We start from the raw sequence: 15,812 nt of genomic DNA on the forward strand, positions 1-15,812 counted from the left end.
AGGGGTAATCTGGGGCCTTTATCGCAGAGGGCTCTGACCATGTGGATACTGTTTGCGCTGATAATGATGGTGGTGGCGCTGAAAGCGTTCAGTGTCAGCTTCACCCTGGCACTGATACCCTTTGCGGCCGGTTGTTGGTGTTTCAGCAAATCCAACCGGGAGAGCTTGGAGACCTTTATGGCATTCAGCTTTTTCATTGCCCTGGTTGGATTTGCCGTTGTAGCGCTTGTTCAGCTCTTTTAATTATTTATTTTTGCATGGGAATGCTTGATTAAGGCCTTGCTCAATTAAATCTATCGCCGGCCCATTTAATTTTTCTGGGTGCTCTCGCATATATTTAACTGATATTAGCTGCAACTGACCTATTGTTATATTTTTGGCGTTATTCTCCGGGCAAATTGTTATGCCTTCATAGCTATCATAAACCCCAACTAGATACCCCATGCAAAAAGCATTTTTTTGAAAGTGATTATCACTCCTCTCATCACTAGAGCAGCGGTCAAGAATATCATTTCCTGAGTAAAATACTGCGTGTGAACTAAAACTTAGCAATGAGAAAACAATGGCTAGTGGAATTAATCGAAACATCATTTAGTAGCACCCATACTCATTGCAAATAACGGAGAAGGAATCGCCATCACTATCTGAGCCATTAATTATAGTAGAGTCGCCCATTTTGGTTGCGGTGCTATCCCACGAATTACCATCAGCATCCTGGCCGGTGGTATAGGTACTATTGCCAAGTCGCTGACTCTGCTGATTCCAGCTTGATCCCGTGCTGGGGTTCTGTCCGTTGACGTAAGTAGAGTTGCCAAATTTCTGAACGGTATATGTATTCCCGTTATCGTCATAGCAGGTCTTAAAATTACCAGTTCCAATGCAGTCTGCTGATACTGAACCAGACAAAAGCACCAGCGCAGCGATGAATGCTACACGCATCAAGATTCTCCTTTTCTATCTGCAAAAATCAAATGCTGCATCGTTTGAGGCTGTGCGTCAGTGACTGCGATCACATCAGCTCTTCTTGTTTTTCATTTCCTGCCTGATGTAGTCCAGCACTTCCTGTATTTCCTCGCGCCGAACGTAAGGGGTATAGCGAGGATCATCCTTGTCGATCTCGTGAGGCGTGAGGACGGTGCCGGGTGGCAGTGTAAGTGCGGAGCGATCGAGGTTGAGACCTTCAATGATCTTCATTCCTTCAATGATTTTCACACCACTTTCAGCAAGCGCGGTATCTTCGTCTATGGTTCGCTGGATGCGATGAACCAACTCGGCGTTCATGGATCTGCCACTTGCCTTTGCCAACTCAGAGATAGTGTCCCTCATGCCGTCAGGCAGCCTGAGTACAAACTTGTCTGATTCCCGGCTGGTTGGAACGGTACTTTTCTTACTCATCATCTACTTACGTTTGCTTAAACATATAAGAGAAGCATACAGGCACGGTGACATACATCAATGGTGGCACAGAGCCATCTTTTGTATTGACAGTGCTAGATAGCTGACATAATCTCACGATGGTGGCACAGGGCCATCATCCATAGAGGAGATGCAGAGTGAGGGATTGGGACAAGTTTATGGTGCGGCTGCCACCCGGCTTTCGGGAGAGAGTTAAGGAGCTGGCAAAAGAGAATGGCCGTTCGATGAATGCCGAGATCGTGCAGCGATTGAAGGAGGCGCTGAAAAATGAAGGTAAGTTGGCTTGATGCCAGAAAGAATTCGGCCAAGACGGGTGGAGCCGTCAAGGCCGAGGAATGTAAACCCAACAACCAAGTAAGGATTACGGTATGACTATACAACAACAGTATCCGCAAACCAAAGTTTTGGCAGGGCCGCAGAATGACGGCGGCAGCCTGATCATGAAGTCTTTCGAGAACTACCAGATCCGCATCATCACCGATGAGCAGGGCGAGCCTTGGTTTGTTGCCAAGGATGTGTGCGAGGCTCTTGGTTACACCAATAGCCGAAAAGCCTTGGCTGACCACGTTGATGAAGAGGACGTAACGAAACGTGACACCCTTACCAAAGGTGGCGTTCAAGCGGTCAGTTGCATCAACGAGTCTGGCCTGTACTCGCTGATCCTTAGCTCCAAGCTGGAGAACGCCAAGCGGATGAAGCGCTGGGTCACCTCCGAAGTGCTGCCGAGCATTCGCAAGACAGGCAGCTATGGCGCACCGGCCGCCAACCTGCCTGATTTCAGCAATCCAGCTGCAGCAGCTCGCGCTTGGGCGGAGGAATATGAGCGCGGTCAGGTGCTGGCCATCGAGAACAAGCAGCAGCAGGAGCAGATTCACTCACTGGAAAGCTTGTTCCGCCAGGGTATGACCATCCCGCAGTTCTGCAAGATGCTCAACGGCGTGAATGTACATCAGGTGTGCGCCTATTTTGAAGATCGCGGCTGGCTGTTCAATGAGAGCCGTTCCGGGAAAAGTAATCGTTGGCGCGTCAAGTCCCAGAAGCGCGATCGCTATCTCACTGAAGAGCAGTTGGAAATCAGGGGGCATGGGCACGAACCCTTTGTTCGATTCACGCCCGTGTTGCTGCAGAAGGGGGCGGTGCGCATCTACCAACTCTACCTGAAAGGCGAACTGCCCATGAAGAAGGACTGGGATGGGCTGTTCACCCAGGACAAAGTGATCAAGGGGGCCGCATGAGCGACAACAAGGTTGTACCGTTCCCTGCTTTGCAGGAACCGATCGGTGATGGCGCTGAGTGGACCGATCTGCAATGGGCTGCCTGGTATCTCGCCGAGGTTGAATTGATCATCAGCGGTATCAAGGTCTACGACGACAATAGCAACGGCCTGAAAGATATCGCTATGGAGCGGGTAAGCCTGGCCTATGAGCACGCCTGCGACATGCTCAAGGTGATGAAACAGGAACACCCACTCATCAACTCACATGAAGCGCCGGGAGGTCTGCAATGAGCGCCGCCCAACTACAGGATGAATTGAATGCACTGCTGGGAGAGTTGGAGGTTATCGATCTCTGTCCCCAGGAGCGCAGGGCACTGGTTGACAGGATCCAGCGCATTATGCATGACAGAGCTGAATGACACCGATGGGGCTGCGGCCCCATTTTTAATACCCAAATCAGTCCGAAAATGATAAATTCAAGAAGTGCACTGTATGGGTATACAGTGTTTCACAGTCGAGAGACTGGGAGAGCAAGGGGGAAATCGGATGGAATCACTACTAAGCGAACTGGAAGAGTTTGTTGAGACGCTGGACCTGGCGCCTGAGGAGGAGAACAAGATCGCGCGCATTCTGGAAAAACTACGCGATGAAGCCACCGTGTCAGCGTGATGCGGAAGGATTCGGATTGGCCCGCCACTGTGCGGGCTTTTCTATGCCTGCGTGATACGAGATCCTGAGGGAAATTCTTGGGGCATTTTTGGGGCAAAACGAGGGGTAAAATGCGGGGAAATGCGGTGTGCGCTGGGGGATGCGTGAGGCCAAAAAAAGGGCCTTAAGCCTTATGCCAAGCGGCTTGGCAATGGATCCTGATAGAAATCAGTCATTCCTTTGCCGATAATCGCGGGTCATAATAGCGCAAACCGCCCTTTCTCTGTAGCAAGGCCTGACTGATGAAGTTATTTGTAAAAGATTTGACCGTGATCGACTCCAGCTACCTGTGCGAACGCCGCGGTATGGTGGGGGAGAGCTGGCTGGTGGACATCGAAATGAGCGGCGAGCTCAACGAGATGAGCATGTTGCTGGACTTCGGCCGGGTCAAGAAACTGATCAAGTCGATCATCGACGATGAGGTGGATCACAAGCTGCTGGTGCCGACCGAGTGCCCCCTGGTGCAGGTGGCCCAGCTGGATGGTGACGAGAGCACCGTCGATCTGCTGCGGCCGGGTCGCTCCATTCACCTGCGCTGTCCGAGCCAGGGCTTCGCCTTCATTCCGGCCCCTCAGGTGGACAAGGAGTCCGTCACCCGTTATTTGCTGGCGGTGCTGGCCAAACGGCTGCCGGGCAACATCAAGGATCTGTCGCTGACCCTGCGCCAGGAGGCCATCGACGGCGCCTTCTACCACTACAGCCACGGCCTCAAGAAGCACGACGGCAACTGCCAGCGTATTGCCCACGGCCACCGCTCTCCCATCGAGATCCACGTGGACGGCGAGCGCGACCAGGAGCTTGAGCTCAACTGGGCCGAGCGCTGGGCCGACATCTACCTGGGGACTGACGAGGATCGGGCGGCCCTCGGCGATCTCGCGTTGAGCGAGCAGGCCAAGGCCATCCTGCAAGAGGCTGGTGAACACTATGTCGGCTTCAAGTATGTGGCGCCGCAAGGGCTGTTCCAGCTGGCCATGCCGGCGGCGGAGGTGGAGATGATCGACACCGACACCACCATCGAGCTGCTGGCCCACTACATCGCCCGCGAGGTGAAGAAGAGCGTGGGCGACAAGTTCATCAAGATTGTCGCCTATGAAGGGGTGGGCAAGGGCGCCATCGCCTACGCCTGATCCCGCGTCGCTTGCCAGTAAAAAACAAGGCCCCGCATCTGCGGGGCCTTGTCGTTGCCGGGGCTGGCGTGGGCGTCAGGCGCTGAGCCGGAAGCGCTTGACCAGGCTCTCCTGCTGCTCGGCCAGCGAGTCGAGCTGCTGGCTGGTTTCGGCCACCCGCTCTATGCCCTGATAGTTGAGATCCGAGATGTCGGAGATGCGGTTGAGGTTGGTGGCGATGTCGGCGCTGGTGGCCTGCTGCTGCTCGGCGGCAGAGGCGATCTGGCTCGACATGTCGCTGATGAGCACCACTATGCCCTGCACCTCCTCCATGGCGTTGTTGGCGTGGGAGCTCTGATCCATGCAGCTGTCCATCTCGCGCGAGCACTCCTGCATCACAGTGACCGCCTTGGCGACCCCCTGCTGCAGGTTCTCGATCATGGTCTGGATTTCGCTGGTGGACTGGGCGGTGCGCCCGGCCAGGCTACGCACCTCGTCGGCCACCACCGCAAAGCCGCGTCCCTGCTCGCCGGCCCGGGCCGCTTCGATGGCCGCATTGAGGGCCAGCAGGTTGGTCTGCTCGGCGATGCCGCGAATGACATCGAGGATGTTGCCGATCTGGCCGCTCATGGCACTCACGTCGCCAATCACCTTGCCAGTCTGCTGCAGCTTGCCCGCCAGCTGGTGGGTGGTGGTGATGTTGCCGGCCATCACCTTGCGGCCGGTCTCGGAGGCTTTCTCCACGTCCATCACCCGCTCCAGGGTCTGGTTGGCGGCCTGGGCCACCTCGCGCACCGAGGCCTCCATCTGGGTCATGGCGGCGGCGACCGAGGCGGTCTCCTGGCGCTGTTTCTCCAGATCCGCCCGCACCGATTCGGTGGTGTGGCGGTTGTCGTGGGCGGCGTTGTTGAGCTGGGCCGACGCCTGGGAGAGCTGGCTCAGCACCTCGCCCATCTGCTCGATCAGCAGGTTGACCTGGCTGCCGAGTCGGCCAAATTCGTTGTTGCTGCGAAAACCGATGCGCTGGGTCATGTCGCCCTGGGTCACCTCGGTCAGCACTCGCAGTAGCTCCTTGAGCGGACGACGAATGGCCTTGCCGAGGGTGTAGGCCACCAGGATGGCGATGGTGATGGCGATGACCAGTGCCACCCCCTGGGTGAGGGTGCTCTGGGTCTGTACCTTGCCGGAGGCGCGGATGCTGTTGTTCATCAGTTGCTGGCTCTGGGCGGTGATCTGCTCGAGTTTGCTCTGGATGTTGACGATGAGCTTGCTGGCCTGCTTGCTCTGCTCGCGCATCCGCTCCTGCTGCTGCATCAGCGCCAGGTACTGAGCCAGCACGCCGTCGCTGGCAGTGGTGTCGCGCACGAAGCCGTGCACGTAGTGGCCCATGTTGTTGTCAAAATCCTTGAGCTCCCCCTGCAGATCCTTGATGGTGCTGTTGAAGCCCTCGATCTGCATCTTGTTGCGCTTGAGCGCCGCCTCGATGGGGGCGGGGATGCTCTGGTTGAGGGCATCCATGGTGGAGAGTTCAATGGCGGAGAGCTTGGTGGTCAGGGTCTCGGAAAGCATCTTGATGAAGCTGTCGTCGATGGTGATCATCATGTCCCCCAGGTTCTTCTTGAACTGGGGCAGGCTGACCTGGAACTGGCCCTTGGCCTGATTCACCTTGTAGAGTCGGGTGAGCAGGGCCTGGTGTTCGGTGGGCAGGGTGTCGGTCAACTGCAGGTAGTCCTTGACCAGCTGGTTGAGCGCGCCGAGCTCCCCCTGCAGCTCCGGGTGTTCCGCCGCCTGCCGGGCGAGGGTGGCGAGGGTCTGGTCGACCAGCGCCTTGGCCTGCTGCAGCTCGGCCACTTCGGCCGGGATCTGCTTGAGATCCTGCTCGGTCAGCACGTCGGTGAGCCACTTGTTGGCGCTGAGCAGGCTGATCTGGGTCTGGCTGCTGGCGATCACCAGCGGCATGGTCTGCCGGGTGACCTGATCCAGCGCCTGATTGAGCTCGCTCTGGCTGCGGAAGGTGAGTACCGAGGTGGCCGCCATCACGGCCACCAGGATGGCAAAGCCAAGATAGACCCTCTGCAAGATGGAGAGGTCTGACATTGTTTGTTTCATTATTGTCCCGCTGTATATGCAAAAGTCCCTTGCCTGAATACCCCGTCCATTTGATACCCTGCTACCACTGTGGGCGAGCAACGTCGGCAGACGTCTTCCGGCTATCGGTATTTTTAACAATAACTGAAGAGAATGGGACAACGGCTGTGTCAAATGTCGGCTTGTGTCACACTTGCCGGGCCTCGATGACGGGCGTTGGAACCGCTTGAGACAGGCATTGAATTTTCTTTTTCATATAAAGGAGTTATCCATGGCGCAAGAAACCATTTTCAGCAAAATCATCCGCAAAGAGATCCCCGCCGACATCCTTTATCAAGACGACCTGGTGACCGCCTTTCGCGACATCCAGCCCAAGGCTAAGACCCATATCCTGATCATCCCCAACGTGCTGATCCCCACCGTCAACGACGTGGAGCCGGATCACGAGCTGGCGCTGGGCCGGATGTTCACCGTCGCCCGCAAGCTGGCCAGCGAGGCGGGCATTGCCGAGGATGGCTACCGCCTCATCATGAACTGCAACCGCCACGGCGGGCAGGAGGTCTACCACATCCACCTGCATCTGGTCGGCGGCCAGCCGCTGGGACCCCTGCTCAGCCTGTGATGCCGCGCCTTCCTCTGGCCGGTCTGCTGCTGGCCGGTTCCCTGCTGGGGGGCTGTGCCTCCCACTGGCAAGACATGTTCGTCTCCTATTCCGATCAGATGGTGCCGCTGCGCAACCAGCTGTTGCTGGGTCATGCCGCCGAGGCGTTGCCCGAGGTGCGCGACTCCACGCCGGGGGACGATACCTATGTGCTGGACCGACTGGAGCAGGGGCGCATCGCCTGGCTGGCGAGTCAGGATGCCGCCAGCAAGCAGGCCTTTGCCGCCGCCGACAGCCGGCTGGCGTGGGAAGACAATCAGGCCGAGTACCGGGTCAGCCAGGGGCTGGCCCAGGCGGGCAGCCTGCTCACCAATGACCAGACCATGGTTTATCGGGCGCCCGATTACGAACGCACCATGCTGCACCACTATCTGGCCCTCAACTACCTGCAACGGGGTGATGCCGAGGGCGCCCTGGTGGAGGTGCGCCGAGCCAACCAGGTGCAGGAGCAGGCCCTCAAACGGCGGGCCGACGAGGTGCGCAAGGCAAAGCAAAAGAGCGAAGCGGCCGAGGCAGAAGGGGAGATGCGCCAGCTGATGTCGCGCGGCGCCCCCGAGCTCGACCGGCTGATCGGGCGGGTCAAGAACGGTTTTCAGAACGCCTACACCTTCTATTTCTCCGGCGTGCTCTATGAGGCGGCCGGCGATCTCAACGATGCCTGGGTCGACTATCAGCGCGGTTACCAGATAGCGCCGGACAACCGCAGCCTGCAGGATGCCTTGCTGCGCCTGGCTGTGCGGCGTGGCGCCGCGGACGAGATCCGCGAGACCGAGAAAAAGGTGGGTCGCAAGGCGCCGCCACCAGCTAAAAATCAGGGCCAACTGGTGGTGCTGTTTGAAGATGGGCTGATCCCGGCACGGTGCGAGCTGTTCCTGCCGCTGCCCATCGCCACCTCAGGCGGTGATTTTCGCACCTTTACCGTGGCCATCCCCTATTACGATAATCGGGCCAGCGACACCGGGCCGCTCACGGTATCGGTGGGCAAGCGGGTCGAGCAGACCAGCGAGCTGGTCAGGCTGGAGGCGCTGGCGGCCAAAGATCTGCAGGAGCGGCTGCCCGGCATGCTGACCCGCCAGGCGCTGCGGCTGGTGGCCAAGGAGCAGGTGCGGCGCACCGCGGCCAAGGAGGGGGGCGATGTGGGCAACATTCTGGTCGGCATCTTCAATACCCTCTCGGAGCGGGCTGACACCCGTAGCTGGTTGACGCTGCCGGCGCAGGCATCGAGCTGGGAGGGGATGCTGCCTGCGGGCGACGTGAACCTTACCCTGGGCGCGGGGGCAGCGCAGCGGCAATTGCCGCTCACCATCCACCAGGGGCGCACCACCCTGGTGTGGGTGCAGCGGCTCGGCGCCGGGTTGACGACCCGGGTGATGCCGCTGTGACGGCGAACGATGGCAATACACATGAGTGACCGGTCGGGCCCCTCGGGGTCGCCGGCAAGGAGAGCAAGATGAAAGCACATGGGTTGGCTCTGGGCCTGGTTCTGCTGCTGGCAGGCTGCGCCACCAATACCTCCGGCGTGGCGCTGTATGGGGCGGCGGGCGCCGCGCCAGTGGCGGAGCAGCATCAAAACGTCAATGTCACCCTGACCGAGCTCAGCCGGCGCGAACAGAATGGTCTGCTGCAGGTCAATGTGGCGGCGGCCAGCACCCAGCGCGGCGACAACAAGCTGCAATACCTGTTCTATTGGTATGATGAGGCGGGGCAGGAGGTGGCCAGCGATGGCCGCGGCTGGACGCCGCTCAAGCTGCACGGCTATCAGACCCGCACCCTGTCTGCCCTGGCGCCGAGCCCGGCCGCCCGGGGCTACCGGATTTACGTACGCGAAGTGATTGAGGAATCCTACTGATGAAAATGAATCATGCCCTGCTGATCTTGACTGGCGCCCTGCTGCTGGGCGGCTGCTCCAGCACCACCGTCAGCTATGGCGACCCGACCGAAACCGAGACGGTGACCGTCGATTACGGTTCCAGCGATCTGCAGGCCATCGCCGACAAGATGGCGGATTCCATGCTGGCGTCGCCGGCCACCAGCGAGATCACCGCCGGTGGCCGTCCTGTGATGTTCATGGACTCCATCCGCAACAAGACCTCCGAGCACATCGACACCGAGGCCATCACCGACACCATCCGTACCAAGCTGCTGCGCGCCGGCAAGTTCCGCTTCGTCGACATGAGCAAGGTGGCGGCGGTCAAGCAGCAGCTCGAATACCAGCAGAGCAGCGGCATGGTGGATCCTGCCTCCATGGTGCGCCTGGGCAAGCAGACCGGCGCCCGCTACATGGTCTATGGCAACCTCGCCAGCATCGTCAAGGACAACGGCAAGGTGAAGGATGTCTACTACCAGATGACCATGAACCTGATGGATCTGCAAAACGGCGAGCTGCTGTGGGCCGATCAGAAAGAGATCCGCAAGCAGGCCAAGAAGTCCACCTTTGGCTGGTAAGTCGAGCGAGGGCTCTCTGGAGGCCGCCGAGCGCGCCCTGCTGGCCCGCCTGCCGCTACCCTGGCGCTCGGGCCGGCTGGAGCCATTGGCCAGTGGCCTGACCAACTGCAACTATCGACTGCGCCTCCCCTCGGGGCGCAGTCACTTTTTGCGCCAGGGTCATCCCGATCCGATACGCCTTGGCATCGATCGGGCCACCGAATGGCAGCTCTATCAGGGGGCCGTGGGGCTGGGGCTGGCCTTGCCCTGCCATCACAGCGATCTCGCCACTGGCCTGATGTTGCTGGACTGGTGCGACGAGCCGAACTGGCTGGCGGCGCCGCCCCCGGCTGCGTTGCAGCCAGTGCTGCTGGCCGGGGTGCTGACGCGGCTGCACCGGCTGCCGGTGCCGAGCGTGGTGATGGCGGTGCGGGCCCACAGTGCCGGCTATCGTGCCCGGCTGGCCCGGGTGCCGGCCTGGCTGCCGGCGCTGGAGCGGGGGCTGCTGGCCAGCCGCGAGCCCGCCGATTGCTGGCTCCCTTGCCATCATGATCTCAATCCGGCTAATTTGTTGGGGAGCCGGCCCTGGGTCATCGACTGGGAGTATGGCGCCGCTGGGCATCCCGGTTTCGAAGTGGCCAGCATCCAGCGCACCCACGGCTGGCAGGATGCCCAGCGCGAGGCACTGGAGCAGAGCTATTGCGAGCGGGCAGGGGGGCCGGTCAGCCCGCGCGGCTTTCAGAGCCGGGCCTTTTTGCCCTGGGTCGATTACATCGGGCTGCTGTGGGCGCTGCTGATGGCGGAGCAGCAGCCGGGGCCCGACTACCAGGCGCTGATCGATCTCAACCGGCAGCGGCTGGAGTAGGCATCAGGCATTATGAATCATCCGTTGCGTCAACCCTGTTTCATCAACATTGGAGCCTTGCATGGTGACCACCTTTTCCTGGCGCAAGCCCAGTAGCTGGAGTCTGCTGCTGCTCTGTCTGCTGCTGGCCGGCTGCTCCACCCGGGTCGTCTATTACTGGCTCGACGTGGCCATCGTCTGGCAGCTGGACGACTACTTTTCGCTGGATCGCGGCCAGAAGCGCTTGCTGGACAACGAAGTGAAGGGGCTGATGGCCTGGCACCGCCAGCGCGAGGTGCCCCGTTATGCCGACGATCTCGATGCGCTGGCCAAGGCGGTGGCGAGCCCCATGACCCCGGCCCAGGTCTCCCGCCATCTGGATGCGGCCCAGCAGAGCCTGACCCGCACCCTGGAGAACACGGTGCCGCGGGCGGTGCGGCTGGCACGCACCCTGACCGAGGCGCAGGTGGCCATGTTCATGAAGGACCGGCTCACCCGCCAGGCGGAACGGGAAAAGGAGTTTGCCGACAAGCCCAGGGAGGAGATGCTCAAGGAGTTTCGCGACAAGATGAACGAGCGGCTGGTGTTCTGGATTGGCGAGGTGAAACCGGCCCAGGCCTCGCTGGTGGCCCAGTGGGCCCAGTGGCAGTACGAGCTGCAGGCCCCCTGGCTTGAGTTTCAGACCGCCTGGACCAAGGAGCTGGATCGGCTGATGAAGCAGCGCCAGAGCCAGGACTTCGGCGCCCAGCTCACCGCCCTGCTGCAACAGGGGGACGGCCTGATGGATGGCCGCTTCACCGGTTACACCGATCAGTCGCGCCAGCGCACCGTCAACTGGCTGAGCGATCTCAGCCAGTCGCTGGACATCTCCCAGCGGGCCCACCTCTACAGCCTGCTCAAGGGCTATGCCCGCGATTTCAGGCAGATGTCGGAGGGATAATGGCGCCAAGGGGGCCGAAGGGCGGGGGCCGGCCGGCCCCCATGCCCTTGTTCTGGCGGGGCCCCTGTGGTAGTTTGCCCTTTCTATTATGCGGGAATTAACTTTTTGAACCTGACCGACAAAGTGAAACTGGCGCTGATGACCCTGCTCATCACCCTCGCTCTGTTGTTCTCTACCCTCTCGGTGGAGGGGTTCAAGCTGCCCACAGCCCAGCAGTCGACCCAGCAGGTACAGCTGATGGGGGATACGGTGGCGCCGACCGATGGCGGTCAGGTGATCCACAGTGCCAGCGACAGCGACGACGGGGTCGTCAAGTTCGTCAGCTCCCACCAGAATCACCTGCTGCGGCTCGAACACTCCCTGCGCAGCGATCATCAGCCTAGCAACGTGGTGTACCAGCTGATCATGAGCTGGTCCCAGCAGGCGATCCTGCTGCTGCTGTGCGGCCTGCTGTTCTATGCCGCCCTCTTCTATCGCAGACACAGTTTCCGCGATCGGTTTGCTACCATCCATCGGCACCGGTTGCAACGCCAGCACCTGCAATACCGTTTCTGTCAGAGTTACCTCGCCTGATCCCGATGGGGTCCGGTCCTTTCGCACCACCTCATCGCCTCCTGCTGCCTGCTCACCGCGTGTGAACGGGCCACTGTCTCATTCGTATTTTCTTGCGTGCCGCCTGCGTGGCGAGTGCGCAGCCTTCTCCTGACAGAGGCTGATTTCATGAGAAAAAAGAGTCGTATCACCTTGAACCGCATGAACATGTGGCAGTACGCCCTGCTGCTGCTCATGCTGTTCACCTTTGCGTTTTACTCCCTGCCCACCTTCTTCGGTGAGCAGCCCTCCCTCGGTCTGCACGGCCAGACCAGCCTGACCGAGGCGCAGCGTACCCTGCTGGCCGACAACCGCATCGAGCCACTCAAACAGGTGCAACAGGGCGAGCGGGTCGAGCTGGTGTTTGCCAGCCAGGCCGAACAGCAGCGCGCCAAGCAGCTGCTGGAGCAGCAGGGCTATGACAGCTCGGCGCTGACTCTGGAGTTCTACTCCAACGCCCCTGGCTGGATCAGCCAGCTCGGCGCCGCCCCCATCAAGCTCGGGCTGGATCTGCGCGGCGGCTCCCAGCTGCTGATCGGGGTCGATCTGAGCTTCGTGGTCGACAACCAGACCAAGAACCTGGTGGACATGCTGCGCACCCAGTTTCGCGAGGCGCGCCTGCGCGGCGCCAACGTGGCCCGGGTGAGCGAGGGGGAGGTGAGGGTGATTCTGCCCGAGGTGGCCGATCAGGCGCCCTGGCTCACCATCATCAAGGATTCCGCCGGCACCCGGCAGGATCAGTGGACCCTCAAGCGCAGCGGCAACGAGCTGCGGCTGGTGATGAGCGAGGCCGAGCGCACCCTGCTGGCCAACAACGCGGTGACCCAGAACCTGTCGATCCTGAAAAAGCGGATCAACGAGCTCGGCATCGTCGAGGCCTCGGTGCAGCGCCAGGGTCAGGACGGCATCCGCATCGAGCTGCCCGGGGTGCACAATCCCAAGCAGGCGAAAGAGGTGATCGGGGCCACCGCCTCGCTGGCCTTCTACGAGGCCCAGGCCGACAGCCGCTTCTTCATGGCGGATCGCAACGGCCAGGCGGTGGGGCTGGCCCGCAAGCCGGTGCTGACCGGCGAGCACATCGTCGATGCCCGCGCCAACATGGGCGAGATGGGGCAACCCCAGGTCAACATCGTGCTCGACAGCCTGGGCGGCAGCAAGATGAACCAGTTCAGCCGCCAGAACGTGGGCAAGCCGATGGCCACCGTCTTTACCGAGTACAAGACCAATGCCGAAGGCAAGCTGCGGGCGAGGAGCGAGGTGATCAACGTCGCCACCATCCAGACCGCCCTTGGCAACCAGTTCCGCATCACCGGGATCGGTAGCCTGCTGGAAGCCCAGGAGCTGGCCATGCTGCTGCGCGCCGGCGCCCTCACCGCGCCCCTCAAGATCCTGGAAGAGCGCAGCATAGGCCCGACCCTGGGTCTGCAGAACATCGAAGCGGGCTTCACCGCGCTGGCGTTCGGCATGGCCGGCATGATGCTGTTCATGATGGCCTGGTATCGCAAGTTCGGCTGGGTCGCCATCACGGCGCTCATCGCCAACCTGCTGATGCAGGTGGGCATGCTGGCGGTGCTGCCGGGCGCGGTGCTGACCCTGCCGGGGATCGCCGGTCTGGTGCTCACCGTCGGCATGGCGGTGGATACCCATGTGCTGATTTTTGAGCGGATCAAGGACCGGCTGCGGGAAGGGGGCTCGTTGGCCAACGCCATCGACTTTGGTTACCGCTCGGCGTTTCGCACCATCTTCGATGCCAACATCACCACGCTCATCTGCGCCGTGGTGCTCTATGCCATCGGTTCCGGGCCGCTGCAGGGCTTCTCCATCACCCTGATCCTGGGCCTCATCTCCAGCATGGTGACCGGCATCTGGGGCACGCGCGCCATCATCAACCCCCTGTGGGGCAAGAGCAGCGCCAAGCTGCTGAGGGTGTGACCATGACTGACCACCACCTGTGTCATCGCGCCGCGCGTTCGAGCCTGCTCCGCGCCCGCGTCACGCGCTTCCCTGCGGGAAGCCAGAGCCATCTGCTGTCGAGGGAACAACAATGCTGAGAATGATCATTGCCATGGGGCTGACCCGCTGGCGTTACATCGGCCTGTGGGCCTCCGTGCTGCTGACCGTGGCGAGCATCGCGGTGCTCGCCATCAATGGCCTCTCCCTCGGCCTCGACTTCACCGGCGGCATCCTGCTGGAGTTTCGCATCCAGACCCTGAAGGAGGCCCACGAGCTCAACGCCCTGTTGACGGCCCCCCTGGCGGGTGTGGTCGAGCTGCACGGCGCCGGCGTGCCCGGCGAGTGGCTGATCAAGCTGCCGCCCCACGAGCTGCCCTGGGCGGCCGAGGAGCTGGCGCTGATGCTGGGTCAGCAGCTCAACCTGCCGGTGGAGCTGCTGCGCACCACCATCGTCGGCCCCCAGGTGGGCGCCGAGCTGTTCCAGCAGGGGATGCTGGCGGTATTGGTAGCCTCGCTGGCCATCTCCGCCTACCTGGCGGTGCGCTTCGAGTGGCGCCAAGCCATCGGCATCCTGGTGTCTGTGCTGCACGACGGCCTGGTGGCGCTGGGGCTGCTGGCGCTGTTCAACATCGAGTTCGACCTCAACGTCATCGCCGGTCTGATGGCGGTGATCGGCTACTCCCTCAACGACAGCATCGTCATCTCCGACCGCTTGCGGGACTTGCTCAGCTCGCGCACCCAGATGGGGATCCACGACTGCTCCGACGTGGCCATCAAGGCCACTTTCAGCCGTACCATGATCACCTCGGGCACCACCTTGTTCACGGTGGGGGCTCTGCTGCTGTTCGGTGGCGACGCTCTCTACGGCTTCTCCTTTACCCTGTTCGCCGGCATCCTGGTGGGCACCATCTCCTCCATCACGGTGGCCTCCACCGTGCAGGAGCTGCTGGGCCTCTCGCCGCAGGCTTACCAGAAAAAAGAAGAGGAGCTGGCGGAGGCGGCATGACCCCGCCATTCCCATGCAAAACGGGCCTTCGGGCCCGTTTTTTTATGCGCAGCTGGGACGAGGCTCAAAAGCCCGAGCCCGGTTGCTGCAAGAAGGCGGCCTCCTCGGCCGTGTCCTGGCGGCCCAGGATGGCGTTGCGGTGGGGGAAGCGGCCAAAACGCTCGACGATCACCTGATGGCGGCGGGCAAAGTCGGCAAAGCCGGCGAAGGTCTCCCGCGCCGGGCCGTCTGCCTGCTCGGCCGCCAGCCCCTCGAACAGGGTCACGCTTCTGGCCTGCTGCTCGCGGGACTCGGCGTGCTCCAGCGGCAGGTAGAAAAAGACCCGCCCCAGCGGTGGCAGCGCCAGATCCGCCCCCAGAGAGAGCCCCTTGAGGCAGAGATCCCGCGCCTTGGCATCCTGGGCAAAGGCGGCCGGGGTGCCGCGATGGATGTTGCGCGGCAGTTGATCCAGCAGCAGGATAAGGGCCAGCCGGCCCTCGGCCGCGTCGGCCCAGTGGGCGAGCTCGCCGGCGGCGGCTGCGGCGGCCAGATCACCGAAGCGGCTGGCGAGCAGGGCGTCGGTGTCGCTGTTTTTGCCCCACCAGAGGGGCGCTTGGCGTTTGGCGCGGGTGACGTCGTCGGTCTCTTCGCCAAACCAGAATGTGATCAGCGGTTGCCAGGGTTGCATGGAATACTCCTTGGGCCTGCGGGCACCGGATAAATCAAGGCCTAATGACCCTGATGTGGTTGCTGCCGAACGGGCGGCTTCTCGTTACACTGTGCCATCTTTTCCCGCAATAGGGATCCCCCTTCGGCCGGCATCGCTCTCGGAGCCTGCAATGCAAATCGGCTAACAGTGGGGCCCTTGTCACCCTAATGA

The 15,812-nt window shown here is 61.2% G+C and carries 20 protein-coding genes; 15 read left to right on the forward strand and 5 right to left on the reverse strand.

Annotation, left to right across the window (positions count from 1 at the left end; genetic code table 11):
- Nucleotides 1-39: 39 nt before the first annotated feature.
- On the forward strand, nt 40-243 hold the full coding sequence (locus PG899_RS12610) for a hypothetical protein (protein WP_270697422.1): 204 nt from the start codon (nt 40-42) through the stop codon (nt 241-243).
- Here the strand turns inward: PG899_RS12610 and PG899_RS12615 are convergent, their stop codons facing one another.
- From PG899_RS12615 to PG899_RS12625, 3 genes are all read right to left on the reverse strand, one after another.
- The gene (locus tag PG899_RS12615) at nt 244-591 is read right to left on the reverse strand and encodes a Rap1a/Tai family immunity protein (RefSeq protein ID WP_216986992.1); all 348 of its coding nucleotides are present in this window, start codon (nt 589-591) and stop codon (nt 244-246) included.
- Nucleotides 592-939, reverse strand: a complete 348-nt coding sequence (locus PG899_RS12620) for a hypothetical protein (protein WP_216987464.1) — start codon at nt 937-939, stop codon at nt 592-594.
- A 75-nt stretch (nt 940-1,014) separates the two neighbouring features.
- A complete protein-coding gene (locus tag PG899_RS12625) occupies nt 1,015-1,398 on the reverse strand; it encodes an Arc family DNA-binding protein (RefSeq protein ID WP_216987463.1) in 384 nt (127 codons plus the stop codon).
- Nucleotides 1,399-1,553: 155 nt separating this feature from the next.
- Here PG899_RS12625 and PG899_RS12630 point away from each other — a divergent pair, with 155 nt between their 5' ends.
- From PG899_RS12630 to PG899_RS12650, 5 genes are all read left to right on the forward strand, one after another.
- Nucleotides 1,554-1,703 carry an Arc family DNA-binding protein gene (locus tag PG899_RS12630; RefSeq protein WP_200871070.1) on the forward strand — a complete coding sequence of 50 codons (150 nt, stop codon included), beginning with the start codon at nt 1,554-1,556 and terminating at the stop codon, nt 1,701-1,703.
- Between the two features lie 81 nt (nt 1,704-1,784).
- Nucleotides 1,785-2,651 carry a BRO-N domain-containing protein gene (locus PG899_RS12635; RefSeq protein ID WP_216987462.1) on the forward strand — a complete coding sequence of 289 codons (867 nt, stop codon included), beginning with the start codon at nt 1,785-1,787 and terminating at the stop codon, nt 2,649-2,651.
- The gene (locus PG899_RS12640; RefSeq protein WP_270697423.1) at nt 2,648-2,923 is read left to right on the forward strand and encodes a hypothetical protein; all 276 of its coding nucleotides are present in this window, start codon (nt 2,648-2,650) and stop codon (nt 2,921-2,923) included. Before PG899_RS12635 ends, PG899_RS12640 begins: the two co-directional genes overlap by 4 nt.
- 255 nt (nt 2,924-3,178) lie before the next feature.
- A complete protein-coding gene (locus tag PG899_RS12645) occupies nt 3,179-3,301 on the forward strand; it encodes a hypothetical protein (RefSeq protein WP_256821984.1) in 123 nt (40 codons plus the stop codon).
- Between the two features lie 281 nt (nt 3,302-3,582).
- The gene (locus PG899_RS12650; protein ID WP_190284134.1) at nt 3,583-4,467 is read left to right on the forward strand and encodes a 6-carboxytetrahydropterin synthase; all 885 of its coding nucleotides are present in this window, start codon (nt 3,583-3,585) and stop codon (nt 4,465-4,467) included.
- A gap of 75 nt (nt 4,468-4,542) precedes the next feature.
- On the opposite strand, the gene PG899_RS12655 is transcribed toward PG899_RS12650, so the two are convergent.
- Nucleotides 4,543-6,543 (reverse strand): methyl-accepting chemotaxis protein, encoded by a 2,001-nt coding sequence (locus tag PG899_RS12655; protein ID WP_227656830.1) that lies wholly within the window; start codon nt 6,541-6,543, stop codon nt 4,543-4,545.
- Between the two features lie 262 nt (nt 6,544-6,805).
- On the opposite strand from PG899_RS12655, the gene hinT reads away from it, so the two are divergent.
- From hinT to secF, 9 genes are all read left to right on the forward strand, one after another.
- Complete coding sequence (gene hinT / locus PG899_RS12660; RefSeq protein WP_010633658.1) at nt 6,806-7,156, forward strand: purine nucleoside phosphoramidase; 351 nt, start codon at nt 6,806-6,808, stop codon at nt 7,154-7,156.
- Entirely contained in the window at nt 7,156-8,577 is a 1,422-nt protein-coding gene (locus PG899_RS12665) for a COG3014 family protein (RefSeq protein ID WP_190284135.1), read from the forward strand. Before hinT ends, PG899_RS12665 begins: the two co-directional genes overlap by 1 nt.
- Nucleotides 8,578-8,645: 68 nt before the next feature.
- Nucleotides 8,646-9,044, forward strand: coding sequence for a YcfL family protein (locus PG899_RS12670; RefSeq protein WP_010633660.1), 399 nt, complete (start codon nt 8,646-8,648; stop codon nt 9,042-9,044).
- Nucleotides 9,044-9,640 (forward strand): penicillin-binding protein activator LpoB, encoded by a 597-nt coding sequence (lpoB, locus tag PG899_RS12675; RefSeq protein WP_005302153.1) that lies wholly within the window; start codon nt 9,044-9,046, stop codon nt 9,638-9,640. Before PG899_RS12670 ends, lpoB begins: the two co-directional genes overlap by 1 nt.
- Nucleotides 9,630-10,484, forward strand: a complete 855-nt coding sequence (locus PG899_RS12680) for a choline kinase family protein (RefSeq protein ID WP_029300402.1) — start codon at nt 9,630-9,632, stop codon at nt 10,482-10,484. The genes lpoB and PG899_RS12680 overlap by 11 nt, the downstream gene beginning before the upstream one ends.
- A 61-nt stretch (nt 10,485-10,545) precedes the next feature.
- Entirely contained in the window at nt 10,546-11,403 is an 858-nt protein-coding gene (locus tag PG899_RS12685) for a DUF6279 family lipoprotein (protein WP_190284136.1), read from the forward strand.
- Between the two features lie 66 nt (nt 11,404-11,469).
- A complete protein-coding gene (locus PG899_RS12690; RefSeq protein ID WP_270697424.1) occupies nt 11,470-11,976 on the forward strand; it encodes a hypothetical protein in 507 nt (168 codons plus the stop codon).
- Between the two features lie 147 nt (nt 11,977-12,123).
- On the forward strand, nt 12,124-13,926 hold the full coding sequence (gene secD / locus PG899_RS12695; RefSeq protein WP_190284138.1) for a protein translocase subunit SecD: 1,803 nt from the start codon (nt 12,124-12,126) through the stop codon (nt 13,924-13,926).
- Nucleotides 13,927-14,038: 112 nt separating this feature from the next.
- Nucleotides 14,039-14,953, forward strand: a complete 915-nt coding sequence (gene secF / locus PG899_RS12700) for a protein translocase subunit SecF (protein ID WP_179101434.1) — start codon at nt 14,039-14,041, stop codon at nt 14,951-14,953.
- A 64-nt stretch (nt 14,954-15,017) separates the two neighbouring features.
- Here secF and PG899_RS12705 read toward each other — a convergent pair whose 3' ends face one another.
- Nucleotides 15,018-15,620 carry a DUF924 family protein gene (locus PG899_RS12705; RefSeq protein ID WP_158197076.1) on the reverse strand — a complete coding sequence of 201 codons (603 nt, stop codon included), beginning with the start codon at nt 15,618-15,620 and terminating at the stop codon, nt 15,018-15,020.
- Nucleotides 15,621-15,812: the final 192 nt, after the last annotated feature.

Origin of the sequence: Aeromonas sp. QDB39, from assembly GCF_027707585.1 — a bacterium.
GTDB lineage: Bacteria > Pseudomonadota > Gammaproteobacteria > Enterobacterales > Aeromonadaceae > Aeromonas > Aeromonas hydrophila.

Bases quoted from the DNA above. Each gene is read 5' to 3' on its own strand.
- secF (WP_179101434.1), top strand. From the start codon at position 14,039: ATGCTGAGAATGATCATTGCCATGGGGCTGACCCGCTGGCGTTACATC.
- PG899_RS12635 (WP_216987462.1), top strand. From the start codon at position 1,785: ATGACTATACAACAACAGTATCCGCAAACCAAAGTTTTGGCAGGGCCG.
- PG899_RS12705 (WP_158197076.1), bottom strand. From the start codon at position 15,620: ATGCAACCCTGGCAACCGCTGATCACATTCTGGTTTGGCGAAGAGACC.
- PG899_RS12610 (WP_270697422.1), top strand. From the start codon at position 40: ATGTGGATACTGTTTGCGCTGATAATGATGGTGGTGGCGCTGAAAGCG.
- PG899_RS12620 (WP_216987464.1), bottom strand. From the start codon at position 939: ATGCGTGTAGCATTCATCGCTGCGCTGGTGCTTTTGTCTGGTTCAGTA.
- PG899_RS12625 (WP_216987463.1), bottom strand. From the start codon at position 1,398: ATGATGAGTAAGAAAAGTACCGTTCCAACCAGCCGGGAATCAGACAAG.
- PG899_RS12650 (WP_190284134.1), top strand. From the start codon at position 3,583: ATGAAGTTATTTGTAAAAGATTTGACCGTGATCGACTCCAGCTACCTG.
- PG899_RS12655 (WP_227656830.1), bottom strand. From the start codon at position 6,543: ATGTCAGACCTCTCCATCTTGCAGAGGGTCTATCTTGGCTTTGCCATC.
- PG899_RS12615 (WP_216986992.1), bottom strand. From the start codon at position 591: ATGATGTTTCGATTAATTCCACTAGCCATTGTTTTCTCATTGCTAAGT.
- PG899_RS12665 (WP_190284135.1), top strand. From the start codon at position 7,156: ATGCCGCGCCTTCCTCTGGCCGGTCTGCTGCTGGCCGGTTCCCTGCTG.
- PG899_RS12685 (WP_190284136.1), top strand. From the start codon at position 10,546: ATGGTGACCACCTTTTCCTGGCGCAAGCCCAGTAGCTGGAGTCTGCTG.
- PG899_RS12640 (WP_270697423.1), top strand. From the start codon at position 2,648: ATGAGCGACAACAAGGTTGTACCGTTCCCTGCTTTGCAGGAACCGATC.
- hinT (WP_010633658.1), top strand. From the start codon at position 6,806: ATGGCGCAAGAAACCATTTTCAGCAAAATCATCCGCAAAGAGATCCCC.
- PG899_RS12645 (WP_256821984.1), top strand. From the start codon at position 3,179: ATGGAATCACTACTAAGCGAACTGGAAGAGTTTGTTGAGACGCTGGAC.
- PG899_RS12670 (WP_010633660.1), top strand. From the start codon at position 8,646: ATGAAAGCACATGGGTTGGCTCTGGGCCTGGTTCTGCTGCTGGCAGGC.
- secD (WP_190284138.1), top strand. From the start codon at position 12,124: ATGAGAAAAAAGAGTCGTATCACCTTGAACCGCATGAACATGTGGCAG.
- lpoB (WP_005302153.1), top strand. From the start codon at position 9,044: ATGAAAATGAATCATGCCCTGCTGATCTTGACTGGCGCCCTGCTGCTG.